An 18447-nucleotide genomic window follows, 5' to 3' on the forward strand; every position below is an offset into this window, starting at 1 on the left:
GAATAATAGTTTATATATAATTCTTTTTTTTTGACCCTGTCGTCTAGTGGCCAAGGACGTCAGGATTTCCTCCTGAAAACGGATGTTCAAATCATCCCGGGGTCGCCATTGATTTAAAGGGCTCTTGTGAGCTAATTACTATAATCTTGTCAACTATAATATTAATTTAAAAATTAAATTTAACAGTTAAAAACTTTATTCAATATCAGGCATCAACTCAGGGAATATTTTCATCGCAAAATGTGCATTAAATTTAATTCTAATATCTCCTCTTGGACTATCTGATTGAATGTAGTTTCTCTCTAAAAGTTCTTTCATAAGTTTTGATGCTGCTGTTTGTTTTGTACCTATGATTTTTTCTACTTCACCTCTTTTTATAGTTCCTTTTATTAGTAGTTCTTTTAAAAGTCTATCTGTATTCTTAGGTAGAGGCTCTATCCTATACATTTTCTTTTTAGAAAACTCCACATAGTTTTCTATTCTTAAAGATAATTCTTTTATTCCAAGAACTGATTTCATATAATTAATTTGATCTATTGCAATATCAAGCATAAAATTAACTAATTCATATAAACCTTTATTTGTAAGATTTCCTCTTCCATCATAATCACTAGTTCTAATTTCATCAGCTTTGGCTAAAAGTGATTTATATTTAGAATTATCCCTTGCAAGTCCTCTTGAGATATTCCATAATCCATATCCCTCAATTCCAATAAATTTAATCAATGTATCAAGTAATAATCTTGAAGTTCTTCCATTCCCATCTAAAAAAGGGTGTATCCATACAAATCTATGATGAGAAGAAAAAATATTTATAATCTTTTTTGCTTTTAATCCATGTTTTATAGATGTATTATATGCATTATTATAATCACTTAGCGTATTCTCTATTTCTTGATATGGTACAGCAATATGAGAACCAATTTGAACATCCATATTTCTAAGTTCCCCTGGAATCATATTTATATCTTTTTCATCTTTCTTAATCTTTAAAAAAGACTCCATTCCTTCATAAGTATAAAAGTTTTTATGTATTTGTTTTTGAAATTGTGTATCAAAAGGTGTTTTATCAAAACTTAGTTCTTTTTCCAATTGAATTTGAGTTTGAATATATGCAAGTGATAAATATTGTAATTGTTTTTCTTTTGTATCTTTTGAGAACTCTTTTTTCATTGCTTTTTCAATATTTATAGGGTGAGTTCCTTCTGATTCTATTCTATTTGAATAATAACTATTAGTTACTCTTAGTAAATTTTTAATTTCATCTATTACAACATCATTATAGCCACCTAATAGCTTTGGACTTTCAATACAAATATATTCAGCTTTTTCTAAAAGTTCATCACTAAACGATCCATCTAGTTGTATTGGTGCTAATGGTGAAAATTGCAATATAATTCCTTTTTAATTTACTTACTTAAAAGTATAACATATATTGTGAAAAAACAAATAAAAAGTGTAACTAATTTTGAAATTATATTTATTTCTATAACATCTATATTATGGTGTTTATAAGATATTTTATTTGTTTAATTTACTTAGATAAGTGTAACTAATTTTAAAACTATAGTTTTTGAATTTTAAATATTGGTGTGCCATTTATAGCTAAATGACTTGCAAAGGTATGTCTTAGTGAGTGAAATACAATTTTATTTTTTCTATCATTTTTATCAATATCATCATTAAAAAGGTTTTGTATGTACTATTATTCTTAAAATCTTTCTTAATATTTATTACTAACTTAACTTTCGCACCTAAAACCAAGCAATTTTCCAGTCACATCTCTTAATAGATCAATGATAGCTGTAAAATCCTCATTTCTATTGACAACTTCTTCAATTTTTGCAATCTCATCTAAAATAGCTAAAAATGCTTGCATAGCTATTGCTAGAGTATGAAGTTCACATTCTAAATCTTTAAACAATCCACCAATTGTTTTAGGTTCATTGCTGATACGATTTATATAGCTAACAACATTGTATGTAAAAAAAGATAGTGTAATTCTGGCTATCAAAGCTTCATAGATTCGATTCTCTTCTTTTCCGAATCCAAAGTGTTCACGAAGTTCTTTATACCCTTGTTCTATATCCCATCGTCTTTTATAAATATCTATAATCTCTTCATCACTAAGTATAAGATTGGTTGATACGATTGGTATTAAATTCTCTTTTGTTTTTATAAAAACAATTTTTAATTTACCAGCTTTTTTATGTTCAACTATGGTTGAAAAATACTCAAACTTTATCTTTTTGCCATATTGACCCATCTTGATAGATTTAAGCTTTTTAAATTTGTTATAGATGCCATCAAGGGTCTTTTTCTCTCCTGTAAAATTCCATATCCTGTCATTGTTTACCATTCTTGAAATGACTTGCAATCCAAGTTCATTCATAGTTTCTATAAATACAGGTTTAGAATACCAGCTATCTACAAGCAGATAATCTGCATATATACCACTAGCTACTGCTCTTTTAATCATCTCTATAGCAATTTGTGATTTCCCTTTTAAGCTTTCCAATCTTCGCTTATGTGCATTGGTTCGATGATCAATAATATTTGTAAACTCTTCTATCTTTACCCTTGCATAACTGTTCATAGCAATTGCAAAGTCCAACATAAAATTTGAATAACCATCACTATAGTTTAGTGATACAACATTTACACCTCTGATTTTTCTCTTTGCTTTATTGCTCCAAAGGTTGTCACAACTTCCCTCTATATTTTTACCAACTTTATCTTCAACAGTATCATCAAGTATAAGAACTCTTACTAGCTTTGAATCTTGCACTTTATGAAGTAGTGATAAGATCTTTAAAGAACTAAGAGATAATAGTTTTCTCCAATTATAAGAAGTATTGGAAAGTAATCGATAATATACATCTTTTTTGAAACTATCATTACTTTGATCCATAAAGGTTGATATTTTTTTATTCATAACCAGCATATATACAAAATGTAATACAACCATATGAACAGCAACTCCCTCTTTTTTAGAAAAATTGCTCTTGGTTAAAATAGTTTTCATATTTAACAAACGTAATGTTTCATAGATTGGATTTTTTAACTTATCGTTTATAATACCGATGATCTTGGATTCTATCTGCATTCTTACCCTTTAATATAATAGATATTATAGCTAAAAGTGCCTATTTAAGGGCTTTATTGAGAGTTCAAAATAGAAAAATATCATAGAAAAACAACTAAATTATTTTTATGTCAACAAGGATAAGATTATTAACTAAAGGAGTAATGTTTTAGGGAGATTTAGCTACAATTTTAATCAATTTAACGTGCGAAAGTTAAGTAAATATGTTACTGTTTCTATTGGTGTTAATCATATTTTTGCCAAAAACATTCAAAACCCTGATATATTTTATAAACAAAGTGATGATTTACTATATGAAGCAAAAGAGTTTGGAAGAAATCAAATTCGACATAATTAAAAAATTATATTTGATATTATATTCATTCGATTTTTAGCTTCTATTAGATAATATATATACACTTAAGATTAATTTATGGATAAATAATGACTGTTAAAATAGACTTACCAAATAATAATTCATATGATATATTTATTGAAGAACTAAAAGAGTTATACTTTGATACAAAAGTAGTTGTTGTAACTAACCCAACAGTTAGTGGATTTCATTTAGATTATTTAAAATCTAAATTAGACGCAAAAGAGTTTAGTATTGTTACTATTCCTGATGGTGAAGAGTATAAAAATATGCAAACAATTGATATGATACTAGAACACTGTTTCGAGCATAGACTAGATAGAAAGTCTTTACTTATTGCATTTGGTGGTGGTGTTATTGGAGATATGACAGGTTTTGCTGCTTCAATTTATCAAAGGGGAATTAACTTTGTTCAAATCCCTACAACACTACTTTCTCAAGTTGATGCAAGTGTTGGTGGTAAAACTGGAATCAATAATAAATTTGGAAAAAATCTTATTGGTGCTTTTCATCAGCCACAAGCTGTTTATATTGACCCATTTATGTTAAAAACTCTTCCAAAAAGAGAGTTTGGTGCAGGTGTTGCTGAGATTGTTAAGATGGCTGTAACTTTTAATAAAGATTTCTTTGAGTGGTTAGAACAGAATGATTTAAATGTTGAAGAAAATGTTCAAATAGCAATTGCAAAATCAGTTGAAACAAAAGCCTACGTTGTATCACAAGATGAAAAAGAACATGGAATTAGAGCTGCATTAAACTATGGACATACGTTTGGTCATGTTGTAGAAAATGAAACAAATTATGACACATATTTACATGGTGAAGCTGTTGGTATTGGTATGATGATGGCAAATGCACTTGCTGTTAAACTTGGTCTTATGACAAGTGATGAAGAGAATAGGGTAAAAGTATTATTAGAAAAATATGATATACCAACAACTTATAAAATTAAAGATGTTGAAGATTTCTATGAACATTTTTTCTTAGATAAAAAATCACTTGATAACAAAATCAAATTTATTTTACCTATAGGTATTGGTGATTGTAAAATCACTGATGAAGTTTCAAAAGATGATGTTATTGAAATATTAAAAGGGTTCTAAGTGCTAAATAAAATTCTAGTTTTAGTTTTTTTATCTACTTTGGGTTTTTCAGCTCAAAATGTAGATATTATTGATAGTAAAGATAAAGCTGAGATAAAACAAATTGAGCAACAAATTATCGAGCAAAAATATGCACAAGCCCAAAAAGAATTAGAAGAGCAAAAAGCTCAAGAGATTGCAGAAAAAAAAGCTCAAGAACTTGATATGCAAAATCTTGCACAAATAGAGCTTTTAAAAAATAAAATTGGAACAATAGAGAATGGATTAAAGAATAATATTTTACTAAAAAGATATTCGAACTATGTATCTTATAGTAAAATATCATCAGAACTAGCCACTTTAGAAGCTTCTTTAAAGAAAAAAAGAAATGTTTCTGATGAACAAATCTATCAACTGCATAATAAAATTAGAGTTAAACAAAATGAGTTAGAACTAATTGAAGAGTATAGAGGTTCACCAATTGGAGGACTAATTAATCCTCCTGAGATTGAAAAATATGAGCATATATCTAATCCCTTTGGAATAATAAATGCTCTTTCTCAAATTAAAAAATTAGAAAATAATCAAAAACAATTTAAAGAATTGGAAAAAGATTTAGAGAAATTAACAGCACTTTTGGATGAAGAGTTATTACTTTATTTAGAGTTGTTTAATTTAGATCAACAGGCACTATATAAAGAAAAAATCACTTTTTTAGATAAACAAAAAAAAGACTTTAATATGGTTTTAGAAATTGTATCAACTACAGAAGAAGTTTATACAAGAAAAATTGAACAAGTAATTTTAGAGATTAAAAATCAAATCCAAGACCAAGGACAAAAAATATTAGTTATTTTAACTATTATTGTTGTTTTATCAATTCTTGCATTTTTAGTAAAATTAACACTTAAAAAGTATTTCTCTCAAAATGAGAGTTACTATATGACAAATAAGATTATTAACTTTACAGTTGTTTTCTTAATTGTTATGGTTTTACTTTTCTCATACATTGATAATGTTTCATACCTAGTTACAATCCTAGGATTTGCATCAGCTGGTATTGCAATTGCATTAAAAGATTGGTTTATGTCTATATTTGGTTGGATGGTAATTGTAACATCTGGTTCTATCCAAGTTGGAGATAGAATTAAAGTTATGAGAAATGGTGTTGAAACAGTTGGTGATGTTTTAGATATTTCATTATTTAAAATTACTATTAGAGAAGATATTACACTTACTTCATATACAGTAAATAGAAGAACAGGAAGAATTTTTTTCATACCAAATAACTACATTTTCTCTGAAATGATTGCAAACTATACACACTCAGGATTAAGAACTGTTTGGGATGGAATTGATATTACAATTACTTTTGATTCAAACCATAAAAAAGCTCAAAAAATCGCTAGGGATATTTTAAAGCACTACTCAAAAGGTTATACTGATATTACTAGAAAACAATTATCAAAAATGAGAAGTAAATATCAATTAAGAGCAACGGGAGTTGAACCTAGAGTATTTACTTTTGTTGAACCTCACGGTATTGTAATTTCATCATGGTATTTAACAAACTCTTATGCAGCATTAGTATTAAGAAGTACTATGAGTCCAGAGATACTTGAAGCTTTTATGAAAGAACCAGATATTCATATAGCATACCCAACTCAACAAATTAATATTAATGATACGCAAAACGCATATGGACCTTCTAGAGCAAAAGTTATAAAAGAGCTAGAAGATGAAATTATTCAAAGATAGAAAAATTAAGGAATAAGATTTTAATGAACTTTTCAAGCAATAAACCAAAGGTATACTTTAAAACTTTTGGTTGTAGAACAAATGTTTTTGATACTCAAGTTATGATGAGTAATTTAAAAGATTTTGAAATAACACAAGATGAAAAAAATGCAGATGTTGTTGTAATAAATTCATGTACAGTTACAAATGGAGCAGATAGCACAGCTCGTGGTTATATTAATGGTCTTAAAAAACTTCCAAAAGACCCAAGGGTTGTTTTTACAGGTTGTGGTGTTTGGACTAAGGGTGAAACTCTTTTTAAAGAAGATAAAATTGATTCACTTTTTGGACATAGTGAAAAAGAGAATATTAATGAACTTCTAAAAAAAGAAGAGAGATTTTTTCAAGCAGGTGATTTAGAGCATATTGATGAAACTATTGTTGAAGAGTTTGTAGGAAAAAGTAGGGCATTTATTAAAATTCAAGAAGGATGTGACTTTAGATGCTCATATTGTATTATTCCTTATGTAAGAGGTGATGCAAGAAGCTATAAAGAAGATAAAATCTTAGAGCAAGTTACAACACTAGCTGCAAATGGTTTTGGTGAATTTATTTTAACTGGAACAAATGTAGGAAGTTATGGTAAAAAACAACACACTTCTTTAGCAAAACTTCTTAAAAAAATGTCTCAAATAAAAGGTGTTAGACGTATAAGAATGGGAAGTATTGAACCTATTCAAATTGATGATGAATTTAAAGAGATTATTAATGAGCCATTTATGGCAAAACATCTTCATATCGCACTGCAACACACATCAAAAGATATGTTAAAAATCATGAATAGAAGAAATAAAGTATTATCAGACTTAGAACTTTTTGAATTTTTAAGAGACAATGGTTATGCTTTAGGAACAGATTTTATAGTTGGACATCCAGGTGAAACAGATCAAATTTGGGCAGAAGCTATGGAAAATCTACATAGATTCCCATTAACTCATGTACATGCTTTCACTTACTCAAAAAGAGATGGAACACCAAGTGCAACAATGAAACCTGAAATTAAAGGTGATATTGCAAAAATCAGATACAATGAATTAACATCAATAATTGAACAAAAAAATATAGATTTTAGAAAAAGCAATAATAAAACATTGGAAGTTTTAATAGAACAAGAAAAAAATGGAAAGTATATAGGTTTAGATCAATTCTTTAATCAAATAGAAGTAGATTCGCCAGTTGACTTAGTTGGTGATTGGATTTTTATTGATGATTATGAAGTAAAGAGTGATAAAAATGTTGCAAAATTCAAATAACAATAAAAATATTGATAAAAATTTTAAACTAATGGCTTTATCAGCAGTTGTTCTGCTGGTTTTATTTTTATACACTATTTATAAAAGTAGTTCTCATATTCAAGATAGCTCTTATTATATTGGAGTTATTTTTCTTTTTTTCTTGCTTTTTTTAGCATTACTTTTAAAAGCAAATCAAGAAAAAGTAAGAAAGTTTTTAAATAAAAACAAGTCTACAAAATCTGCATTTAATGAAGAGTTGCTCAAATCAAGAGCATCTGTTTCAAATGAAGAGTTAAGTACAAATATATCTTCTGTATCTTCAAATGTATCTTTTAAAGATATTGCTGGAATTAATGAAATTAAAGAAGAACTTGAAGAGATAGTTGACTTTTTAAATGAACCAAACAAATACTTAAAACATGGTGTTAAATTACCAAAAGGTGTTTTACTAGTAGGTCCTCCTGGTGTTGGTAAAACTTTAATTGCAAGAGCTGTTGCAGGTGAAGCTGATGTACCATTTTTTTATCAAAGTGGTGCTAGTTTTGTACAAATCTATGTTGGTATGGGTGCTAAGAAGGTGAGAGAACTATTTGCAAAAGCAAAACAAAGTGCTCCAGCTATTGTATTTATTGATGAAATTGATGCAGTTGGAAAAGCTAGAAGTGGTAAATCAAATGATGAAAGAGAATCAACACTAAATGAACTATTAACTCAAATGGATGGATTTGATGGTGATAGTGGTGTTATTGTAATTGCTGCAACAAATAAGATTGAAGTTTTAGATGATGCACTTTTAAGAGCTGGAAGATTTGATAGAAGATTACATGTAGGACTTCCAAATGTTGATGATAGAAGAAAAATATTAGAACTATATTTAAATGGTAAAAATCATGAATTAGATTTAGAAAAGCTTGTAAATAGTACGGCTGGATTTAGTTCTGCTGCACTTGCTACACTTATAAATGAAGCTATGTTAAATATGATAAAAAGAAGTTCAAAAATTTTAGATATGGATGACATAGAAGTTGCTAAAAATAAACTTGAATTTGGTAAAAAACAAGTTAAGATTTTAGATGAGAAACAAAAAGAGATATTATCTATTTATCAAGCTAGTAAGGCATATATTTCTAAATCAAAAGTAGCATTATTTGATGAAGGAGTTTCAAAGATAAACTCAACTTATCCATCATATCAAGAACTTTGTGAAAATATCAAAAGAGATTTAGCTGGAATCATTGGTGTTGAAGTTTTAAAAAAAGAGAAGTATGCAATAAGTGAAAAAGACTTACAAAATGCAAAAAAAACTGCCACAGATATAGTTGAAACTTATGATATGGCTAATAATGTTGATGATTTATTAGATGATATTAAAAATATCCTTCGAGCAGAATTATCACAAAATAGTGCAGAAGTTAATAGACTTAAAAATATTATGATTCAAAATGAGGTAATAACAACTGATGATATCTAAAAGATTCTTTAGTGGATTTTGTTTTAAAAATGAGTCAGAGCTTTTTAGTGAGTATTTAATTCAAAATGATTTTACAGTTAGTGGATTTTCATATGGAGCTATTAAAGCTTTTGAAGAGGTATTAAATTCTAAGCAAAGAGTAGATAAACTTCAGCTTTTCTCACCAGCTTTTTTTCAAACACAAGATAAAAAATACAAAAGAATGCAACTAATGTTTTTTAAAAAAGATTCAGACTCTTATTGTAAAAACTTTTTAAAAAATGTGGTAAATCCTACAAATACAAATATAGATAAATATTTTAGTATGGGAACTTATGAAGAGCTTGAGGAGTTACTAAACTATGAATGGAGTGAAGAAAAACTTCAAGAATTAGTAAATAGAGGAACTAAAATAGAAGTCTATTTAGGAAGTGAGGATAAAATCATTGACCCACTAAAAGCTAAAGAGTTTTTTTTAAATTATTCAACAACATATTATATAAAAAAGAAAGGACATATTTTATGAGTAAAGAAATTGCAAAAATTGGAATTATAACAGCAAGTGATAGAGCAAGTAAAGGTATTTATGAAGATATATCTGGAAAAGCTATTGAAGATACAATGAATGATTATTTAACATCTCCTTGGGAAGCAGTATATAGATGTATTGAAGATGACCAAACAACTATTGAAAATACTTTAAAAGATTTAGTAGATAATGAAGGTTGTTGTTTAGTAGTAACAACAGGTGGTACAGGACCAGCAGCTCGTGATGTGACTCCAGAAGCAACAGAAGCTGTATGTGATAGAATGATGCCAGGTTTTGGTGAGCTTATGAGAGCAGAATCATTAAAGTTTGTACCAACAGCAATTCTTTCAAGACAAACAGCAGGACTTAGAGGAAGCTCTTTAATCGTAAATCTTCCAGGAAAACCAAAATCTATTAGAGAGTGTTTAGATGCAGTTTTCCCTGCAATTCCATATTGTATTGATTTAATGGAAGGACCATTTTTAGAGTGTAATGAAGAGGTTATAAAACCTTTTAGACCAAAGAAAAAATAGACAATTTTTATGTTGAAATATTTATTTCCATTAGTTTTATCACTAGTAAGTTATTTTCTTGCTAGTTTAGCTTTTGGAGTAAGTCACTCAATTTTACTAGCTATTATTGTATTACTTGTTGTCCTTTGGACTAATGAGGCTTTACCTTTAGGTGTAGTCTCTTTATTGCCTATTTTATTGTTTCCTTCTTTTGATATTTTAAGTACAAATGAAACAACTGCAAACTATTCTAACTCTATTATTTTTTTATTTTTGGGTGGTTTTATGATTGCAATTGCAACTGAAAAGACTAATCTACATAAATTTGTATCCAATAAACTTTTAACACTATTTCCAGCTACCACAAGGGGTGTTATATATTCATTATCTTTTACCTCTGCATTTTTAAGTTCACTTATTTCAAATACAACAACAGCACTACTTTTAATTCCTGTTGCAATGTTTTTAACTAATGATTCAAAACTAAAGTTTAGATTAGTTCTAGCAATTGCTTATGGAGCGAGTATTGGAGGTATTATTACTCCTATAGGTACTCCTCCAAATCTTATTTTGATGGGCTTTATGGAACAAAATGCAATGGAGAATATATCTTTTATTAATTGGATGCTTTTAACAGCCCCTTTAGCATTAATAATGTTGCTAATCATTCCTTTTATATTATCTCTTGGGGTTAAAGAGTTAAAGTTTGATGTTGATTTAAAAAATAAGATGATTTTAAATACTGAGCAAAAAAGACTTTTATATATTTTAGCTTCATTAATTGTTTTATTATTTGCAAACTCTAAAATTGAGCCATTTTATTCAGGCCTTGGAATGAATGAAAAAGTAATATTATTATCTTATGGTCTTTTAATGTTTTTACCAAAAATTGGTTTTTTAACTTGGGAAGATACTAAAAAAATTCCTTATGAAATTATATTTTTATTTGGTGCAGGTTTTTCAATCGCAGCTGCTTTTTCACAAACAGGTTTAGCTAATGAAATTGCAAATTATTTAATGGAACTAACAAATCTTCCAATAATATTTTTAGTTTTATTAGTTGCTACCTTAATTACATTTACAACAGAAATTACATCAAATACTGCATTAATTTCTATTGCTTTACCAATTATTTACTCTTTAAGTAATGCAGCAAATATTGATCCAACTTTTATTCTTTTAGTTGCAACAATTTGTGCTTCTTATGCATTTATGCTTCCAATAGCAACACCACCAAATGCAATAGCTATGAGTAGTGGAGCAGTTAAGGTAAAAGATATGGCAAAGTTTGGGTTTATTTTTAATATTATAGGTATTTTATCCATTACATTTATTGCCCTTATTTATTGGCAGAATTATTTATAAAAATATTATAGCCTTTTGGCTATAATCCTGCCATGCAAAATATTTTAAAAAAACTAGATTTACAAGATTATATTGACTCATTTTCAAAACTATTAGCTAGAGAAAAACCCATAGTTTTAGAAGGTGATATTAATATACATTATAATTTAATTAATGAACTTTCAAAGTATGATATCAAACAACCAGAAACAGTAGCATCTTTAGATACAGCATTAATTCATATACAAAAACAAGGTATCTTAAAAATAGATGATATTTATGAGTTTATAAAAATCATCAAATATTTTTTATACTTAAAAAGATTTAACTTTGAAGGTAAATTAGCCCAATGGATTGATAAAATTATCATTCCTTCTGATATTTCAAAAATAACTGATTACTTTGATGAAAAAGCAAATTTAAGAGATGGTATTAATGAGGATTATGACAATATTAAATATGCAATTTCTAAAAATAAAGAAGAGATAAAACAGAGTTTATATAAGACAATCAACTCTTCAAAAGTTAGAAGTTATTTAGTTGATTCTCAGGTTCATTATATAAATAGTGAAGAGTGTTTATTAGTTAGAGGGGGTTTTAATCATGTATTGAAAGCTTCTGTAATTCATAGGTCAAATTCAGGTTTTTTCTATGTAGTTCCCCATAGTGTTAGTGAACTAAAGCAAAGACAAAGTGATTTAAAAAATAAACAAGAAGAGATTATTTTAAAAGTTTGTAAAGAGATTAGTAGTTTATTTGAAAAAAACTTACTATTTTTAAAATTCTTAAATAAAGAGTTTGATAGATTTGACCATTATCAAGCAAGATTATTCTTTGCTAAAATAGGAGATAAAAATTTTATTATTCCATCTAAAAAGAATCAAAATAAATTAGTAAACTTTTCTCACCCAGCACTGCATGATCCAAAACCAATCACAATCGATTTTACTAAATCAGTTGTAATGATAACAGGAGTTAATGCAGGTGGTAAAACAATGATGTTAAAGTCAATATTATCAGCTGTATTTTTATCAAAATATTTAATTCCTTATAAGGCAAGTAAAGAAACAGTTGTTGGAAATTTTAAATCAATAAATGCAGTTTTAGATGATCCTCAAAGTGTTAAAAATGATATTTCAACTTTTGCTGGACGTATGGTTGAGTTTTCTAAACTTTTTGCTACTAAAAGTGCAATAGTTGGAGTTGATGAGATTGAACTTGGAACTGATTCAGATGAAGCAGCAAGTTTGTTTAAAGTAATAATTGAAGATTTAATTCAAAGAGATATTAAAATAATTATCACTACTCACCATAAAAGATTAGCTTCACTAATGGCTGCAAATGAAAATGTAGAGTTAATAGCTGCACTTTATGATGAAGAAAATCAAAAACCAACTTATGAGTTTTTACAAGGAACTATTGGTAGGTCTTATGCTTTTGAAACTGCAAGTAGATATGGAATACCTTTAAGTGTAGTAAAAAGAGCAAAAGAGGTTTATGGTGACGATAAAGATAAGTTAAATGATTTAATTGAAAGAAGTAGTTCATTAGAGAGAGATTATCAGTTAAAACTAAAAGCTTTAGAAGATGAAATATCTAAAATGCAAAGATTAACTAAAAATCTTGAAGAGCAAAAAGAGAAGCTGGATGAACATATTTACTCAGAAAAATCTAAACTTCATAAAGAGTATAAAGATGCTAGGGATGAGGCTAAAAAGGCTATCAAAGCAAAATTAGTAAAAGAGTCACATCAGCATTTAAATGTAGCACATAAAAAAGCAAGTGAGATTAAAACGCAAAAAGTTCAAGATGTAGGTGAGCTTAAAGTAGGAGATAGAGTTAAATATAGAAATACAAAAGGAAGTATTGTATCAATAAAAGGAAAAAAAGCATTTATTGAAAATGATATGGGAATGAAAGTTCAAGTAATGCTAGCTGATTTAACTAGAAGTGGAAATCCAATTGTTCCAAAAGTAAAACCTAAAAAAGCAACTGTTACTGTTCAAAGACCAGATTCTGGTCATGTAAAACTTGATTTACATGGACAAAGAGCAGATGAAGCAATTGAAAACTTAGATAAGTTTTTATCTGATGCACTTATTGCTGGATTTGATGAAGTTTTAGTATATCATGGAATAGGAACAGGAAAACTTGCATATGCTGTAAAAGAGTTCTTAAGAACACATCCAAGTGTAAGAGGTTTTGAAGATGCACCTGCAAATCAAGGTGGATTTGGAGCAAAAATTATAAAGCTTTAGTATAAGTATAAATTATAATTTTAAATTAATTAAAACTTATATATTAATTCAAAATTAATATAAGAAAAGTTAATATTATATTCAATAAAATAAATAAGGAAATTTTATGAATAAAAAAATATTAACTACTTTAGTAGTATTAAGTTCAACAATTTATCTAAATGGTATGGATATTACTAAAGCTCCTACTCCAAAAAAAGAAAAAGCCAAAACAGATTTAGGGCTTTATGTAACTGCTACAGAAGCTTCAAAGTATTTAGAAGCTAATAAATCATCGATTTTAATAGATGTTAGAAGTCCAGGGGAATTAAAGTTTATTGGTGCAGCAAGTAGAATGGATATACATGTGCCTTTAATGTTAGTTGATCCAAGTAAGTATAATCCTAAAAAAGGTGGTTATGCAATGAAAAAAAATAAATATGCTGTTGAAGAGATTGTTTTTGAATTAAACAATAAAAAAGTTAAAAAAGATGAAGCTATATTTGTTACTTGTAGATCTGGTTCTACAAGAGCAGCACCTATTGTAAATGCACTAGCAAAAAAAGGTTATACAAATGTATGGACATTAGTTGATGGCTATGAGGGTGGAAAAGCTAAAGATGGACAATTTAAGGGTGAAAGAGTTGTTGATGGTTGGCTTCATAGTGGCTTAGATTGGAGTTGGAAAGTTTCTGAGGAAAAACTATGGTTTGAGTGTAAATATAAAGAATTGTTTTCAAAAGAGGACAAACTAAAGTGTAATATGTAAAAATTTGTATAAATAAGTAAACATTTTTCCCTTTTTCCGTTATAATAACAAAATAATAATGGAGTATAATGTGAGTGAAACAATTCTAAAAAAAGAGAACAGTGTCTTAAAATTGATAAAATATGGGGCATTAATTTCAATAATAATTGTTTCACTTCTTATAACAATACTTTTCGTAAAAGAAAAAAATGATCTTTTGTCTTCTGATATAAAGAAGATAGAAGAGAATTATTTATCTTTAAATAACAGAACTATCGAAAATCTTGTAAATAAAATATATAACTTAATTGAATTAGAAAAAGATTTTGAAAAAGAAGACTTTAATTCAGAAATAAAAGAAGAAGTAACTCAAGCTTATTCTTTAATCTTATCCCTTTATAATGAAAAAATAAATCAAAAAGAGTTTTCTCAAGAAAAATTTATAGGAAGTATAAAAAATGCTTTAAGAGATATTAGATTTAATAATGATGGATATCTTTTTTTATATACTATGGATGGAAAAAATATCTTCAATGGGGAATTTCCAGCAATTGAAGGAAAAAATTTATGGGAACATAAAGATTCAAAAGGTACTTTTTTATTAAAAGAGATGTATAGTATTTTAAAAAATAAAGATGAGACTTTTTATGAATGGTTTTGGAAAGAAAAACCTAGTGATAAATTAGAATATAAAAAAATAGGTTTTTTTAAAAGAATACCTGAACTAAATATGTTTATTGGTGCAGGTTATTATGAAAAAAACTTGAAGAAACGAACTCAAACGAGAATTTTAAAAAAACTAAATAGTCTTAAATTAAAAGAACCTGAACACATTTTTATTTATGATTTAAAAGGGACATGTTTAGTTAACCCTAAAAAAGAGCTAATAGGAACTAATAGATACAATGTACAAAGTGAAGATGGAAAATTTATTTTAAGAGATTTGATTGATTTCTCTATTAAAAATAAAGAGGGCTTTATCCAATACAATTCAACAGTTAAATTAAATGAATCATTGATTTCTAATGACAAAATATCTTTTGTAAAACTATATGAAGATTGGAATTGGATGATAGGAAGTGGTTTTTATTTAGAAGAGCTTAAAAAAAGGATTATTGAAAAAAAAGAAGATTTAATTATTTCTAATAAAAAAACTATTAATGAAATAATTTTAATAGCTATAATAACTACATTTTTGATGATAATAGTATCTTTTTACTTATCAAATATTATCAATAATATCTTTCTTGATTATAAAAAAAGAATTGATTTAGAGATGAATAATACCCTTGAAAAAGAAAAACTTCTAATGCAACAATCTAAAATGGCAACAATGGGTGAAATGATAGCTAGTATTGCCCATCAATGGAAACAACCTTTAAATTTAATTTCAATCTCTAATGGTTTATTAAAAATAAATAATCAAGAAAAAGGTTTTTCAACACTGCAAGAAATTACTAATGCTATAGATAATATTGATAATTCAGTACATAACTTATCTCAAACTATTGATGATTTTAAAAATTTCTTTAGTCCAAATAAAGAGAAAGTTACATTTAATATTCTAGATGCAGTTGAAGATACATTTAAACTAATTAATACACAATTTAAAAATAATGATATAGTTATAATTAAAAATATAAAAGATATTGAGTTATTTGGTTATAAAAACGAATTGTTACAAGTACTTATAAATATATTAAAAAATTCAAAAGAAGCATTAGTTGAAAATTCTAATTTATTAAATAAATACATTTTTATAACAGTAGAAAATAATCAAAATAAAGTTACTATTAAAATAAAAGATAATGCAGGTGGAGTTTCAAAAGAGAACCTAAATAAAGTTTTTGATGCATATTTTACTACTAAAGAGAAAAGTGGTGGAACAGGTATTGGGTTATATATTTGTAAACAAATAATCGAAACTAGTATGAAAGGTGAAATTTTAGTTTCAAATGTCGAATATAAATATGAAAATGAGAATCATTTGGGTGCAGAATTTAAAATAATAATTCCAATAAATTTAGATAAAGATATAAAATGAAAAAAAACTTATTATATTTAATACTTATATTTTTTACTACTTTTTTAAGTGCCAATGAAAAAGTTGTGTTACAGCTAAAATGGTTTCATCAGTTTCAATTTGCAGGGTATTATGCTGCAAAAGAGAAAGGTTTTTATGATGAAGTTGGTTTAGATGTACAAATTAAACAAAGAGATTTAAAATATAATAATATTGATGAAGTAATAAATGGAAATGCTCAGTATGGTATTGCTGATTCTATTTTAATTTTATATAGACTAAAACAACAGCCTGTAGTTATTATTTCTCCTATTTTTCAACACTCTCCTAGTGTTTTTATATCTCTAAAGAAAAATAAAATTTCTTCAGTTTATGAGTTAAATAATAAAAATGTTCTTTTTTATCCAAGTGATACTGATGGTTTTTCTCTTCTTGCAATGATTAAAAACTTTGATATAGATGTAAATTTAATTAGAGAAAGATATAAAAATGATTATGTAAGACTTATTAATAATGAAGTTGATGTAATGCCTGCATATATTACAAATGAGCCATTTTTATTTAAGCAAAAAGGTTATGATGTAAATATTATAAATCCTACTAATTATGGTTTTGATATGTATGGAGATATACTTTTTACAAATGAAGATGAAGCAAGAAATCATCCTAAAAGAGTAGAAAAGTTTAAAGAAGCAACACTTAAAGGTTGGAAATATGCTTTAGAAAATAAAGAAGAGATAATAAAGCTTATAAGTGAAAAATATACTAAAGAAAAATCTATTGAACACTTAAGATATGAAGCAGATGCAATTGAATCATTAATTAATATGAATGCTACACCACTTGGATATTTAGACCAAGGAAGAATTAGATACATAAGTGAGATGTATAAATATTATGGTTTAACTCAATCAAAAATAGATTTAAATAACTTTCTATTTGAAGAAATTTCAAAAGATGATAAGAAAATAATATTAAATAATGAAGAGATTAAATATTTAAAAGATAATCCTATTTTAAAGGTTTATAATTTTAACTCTTTTCCTCCATATAATTTTAATATGAATAATCATCCAAAAGGTTTTGTGATTGATTATATGGAACTATTTGGAAAAATCTTAGGTGTTAAAATAGAATTTATTCAAAATGTGTCATGGAAAGATTCATTTAATATGCTTAATAATAATCAGCTTGATATTCTTCCAAATATAGCAATAAACGAAAAAAGAGAAGAGATTATAGATTTTACAAATTTTTCATTAGTCAATTTTCAAATGAGTTTAGGTGTAAATAAACAGTCAACTATTAAAACTTTAGAAGACTTAAAAAATAAAAAAGTTTCTGTTTTAAAAAATTCTTTTTTAGAAAATATATTAAAAAACAATTATCCCGAAATTCAATTATATACTACAGAAACAATAAAAGAGGCTATAGAAGCAGTTGCATCAAATAAAGTTGATGCAGTTGTAGATAATTTATCTACAATTGAGTATTTTATAAATAAAAATTGGTTAAGTAATATAAAAACTATAGTTGTAAAAGAGAACAATATACAAACTATAACGCCTTTGCATATGGGTGTAAAAAAGGATAACTTAATTCTAAAATCAATTTTAGAAAAAGTTAATGAACAAATACCAGAAAAAGAGATTAGAAAATTAGTAGATAAATGGCTAAAGAATAGTTTTTATGAAGAGATAAAATTAACTCAAATACAGCAAGATTATTTATCAAATAAAAGGAATATTAATTATTGTATTAATTCTAATTTAATGCCTATTGAAAAGATAGAAAATGGTAATTTAACGGGAATAACTTCTGAATATATAAATATTTTTAAAGAAAAATTGAATGTAAATTTCAATTATGTATCAACTAAGTCACTTAAAGAAGGTTTAGATAAATTATTAACACTTGATTGTGATTTAGCTACATTTATTCAAAATACAGATGAAAAAAATAAATTAGTTAATCTATCTGATTCACATTTTTCTTTCCCTTTTGTTTTAGTTACTTAACTTTCGCACGT

15 protein-coding genes and 1 tRNA gene are annotated in these 18447 nt (G+C 26.6%); 13 read left to right on the forward strand and 3 right to left on the reverse strand.

Translation table 11 applies throughout. The features are described 5' to 3' along the window. The first annotated feature begins 32 nt into the window (after nucleotides 1–32). Nucleotides 33–108: transfer RNA gene (locus tag APAC_RS13215), tRNA-Glu, on the forward strand. A gap of 87 nt (nucleotides 109–195) precedes the next feature. Here APAC_RS13215 and APAC_RS05700 read toward each other — a convergent pair. From APAC_RS05700 to APAC_RS05710, 3 genes are all read right to left on the reverse strand, one after another. Beyond that, nucleotides 196–1392, reverse strand: a complete 1197-nt coding sequence (locus tag APAC_RS05700; RefSeq protein ID WP_130233201.1) for a Fic family protein — start codon at nucleotides 1390–1392, stop codon at nucleotides 196–198. Between the two features lie 172 nt (nucleotides 1393–1564). Then, complete coding sequence (locus APAC_RS13520; protein WP_130234591.1) at nucleotides 1565–1699, reverse strand: tyrosine-type recombinase/integrase; 135 nt, start codon at nucleotides 1697–1699, stop codon at nucleotides 1565–1567. Between the two features lie 42 nt (nucleotides 1700–1741). After that, on the reverse strand, nucleotides 1742–3106 hold the full coding sequence (locus APAC_RS05710) for an IS4 family transposase (protein WP_130232179.1): 1365 nt from the start codon (nucleotides 3104–3106) through the stop codon (nucleotides 1742–1744). Nucleotides 3107–3290: 184 nt separating this feature from the next. On the opposite strand from APAC_RS05710, the gene APAC_RS05715 reads away from it, so the two are divergent. The 12 genes from APAC_RS05715 (at nucleotide 3291) to APAC_RS05770 (ending at nucleotide 18436) form a co-directional block, all read left to right on the forward strand. Further along, nucleotides 3291–3443, forward strand: coding sequence for a diguanylate cyclase domain-containing protein (locus APAC_RS05715; protein WP_130233202.1), 153 nt, complete (start codon nucleotides 3291–3293; stop codon nucleotides 3441–3443). A gap of 86 nt (nucleotides 3444–3529) precedes the next feature. After that, a complete protein-coding gene (gene aroB, locus APAC_RS05720; protein WP_130233203.1) occupies nucleotides 3530–4564 on the forward strand; it encodes a 3-dehydroquinate synthase in 1035 nt (344 codons plus the stop codon). Continuing rightward, entirely contained in the window at nucleotides 4565–6301 is a 1737-nt protein-coding gene (locus tag APAC_RS05725; RefSeq protein WP_130233204.1) for a mechanosensitive ion channel domain-containing protein, read from the forward strand. 23 nt (nucleotides 6302–6324) lie between these two features. Next, a complete protein-coding gene (gene mtaB, locus APAC_RS05730) occupies nucleotides 6325–7593 on the forward strand; it encodes a tRNA (N(6)-L-threonylcarbamoyladenosine(37)-C(2))-methylthiotransferase MtaB (protein WP_130233205.1) in 1269 nt (422 codons plus the stop codon). Beyond that, a complete protein-coding gene (locus tag APAC_RS05735; RefSeq protein ID WP_130233206.1) occupies nucleotides 7574–9046 on the forward strand; it encodes an AAA family ATPase in 1473 nt (490 codons plus the stop codon). Before mtaB ends, APAC_RS05735 begins: the two co-directional genes overlap by 20 nt. Then, nucleotides 9033–9551, forward strand: a complete 519-nt coding sequence (gene bioV, locus APAC_RS05740; protein WP_130233207.1) for a pimelyl-ACP methyl ester esterase BioV — start codon at nucleotides 9033–9035, stop codon at nucleotides 9549–9551. The genes APAC_RS05735 and bioV overlap by 14 nt, the downstream gene beginning before the upstream one ends. Next, nucleotides 9548–10087, forward strand: coding sequence for a molybdopterin adenylyltransferase (mog, locus tag APAC_RS05745; protein WP_130233208.1), 540 nt, complete (start codon nucleotides 9548–9550; stop codon nucleotides 10085–10087). The genes bioV and mog overlap by 4 nt, the downstream gene beginning before the upstream one ends. A 9-nt stretch (nucleotides 10088–10096) precedes the next feature. Then, nucleotides 10097–11431, forward strand: a complete 1335-nt coding sequence (locus APAC_RS05750; protein WP_130233209.1) for an SLC13 family permease — start codon at nucleotides 10097–10099, stop codon at nucleotides 11429–11431. 32 nt (nucleotides 11432–11463) lie between these two features. Then, nucleotides 11464–13668 carry an endonuclease MutS2 gene (locus APAC_RS05755; protein ID WP_130233210.1) on the forward strand — a complete coding sequence of 735 codons (2205 nt, stop codon included), beginning with the start codon at nucleotides 11464–11466 and terminating at the stop codon, nucleotides 13666–13668. Between the two features lie 106 nt (nucleotides 13669–13774). After that, on the forward strand, nucleotides 13775–14416 hold the full coding sequence (locus APAC_RS05760) for a rhodanese-like domain-containing protein (RefSeq protein ID WP_130233211.1): 642 nt from the start codon (nucleotides 13775–13777) through the stop codon (nucleotides 14414–14416). Nucleotides 14417–14486: 70 nt separating this feature from the next. Then, entirely contained in the window at nucleotides 14487–16439 is a 1953-nt protein-coding gene (locus APAC_RS05765; RefSeq protein ID WP_170170121.1) for a sensor histidine kinase, read from the forward strand. Next, nucleotides 16436–18436: an ABC transporter substrate-binding protein gene (locus APAC_RS05770; RefSeq protein ID WP_130233213.1), complete on the forward strand. Its 2001-nt coding sequence runs from the start codon at nucleotides 16436–16438 to the stop codon at nucleotides 18434–18436. Before APAC_RS05765 ends, APAC_RS05770 begins: the two co-directional genes overlap by 4 nt. Nucleotides 18437–18447 lie beyond the last annotated feature (11 nt).

The sequence above is a fragment of the Malaciobacter pacificus genome, assembly GCF_004214795.1.
GTDB classification, from domain to species: domain Bacteria; phylum Campylobacterota; class Campylobacteria; order Campylobacterales; family Arcobacteraceae; genus Malaciobacter_A; species Malaciobacter_A pacificus.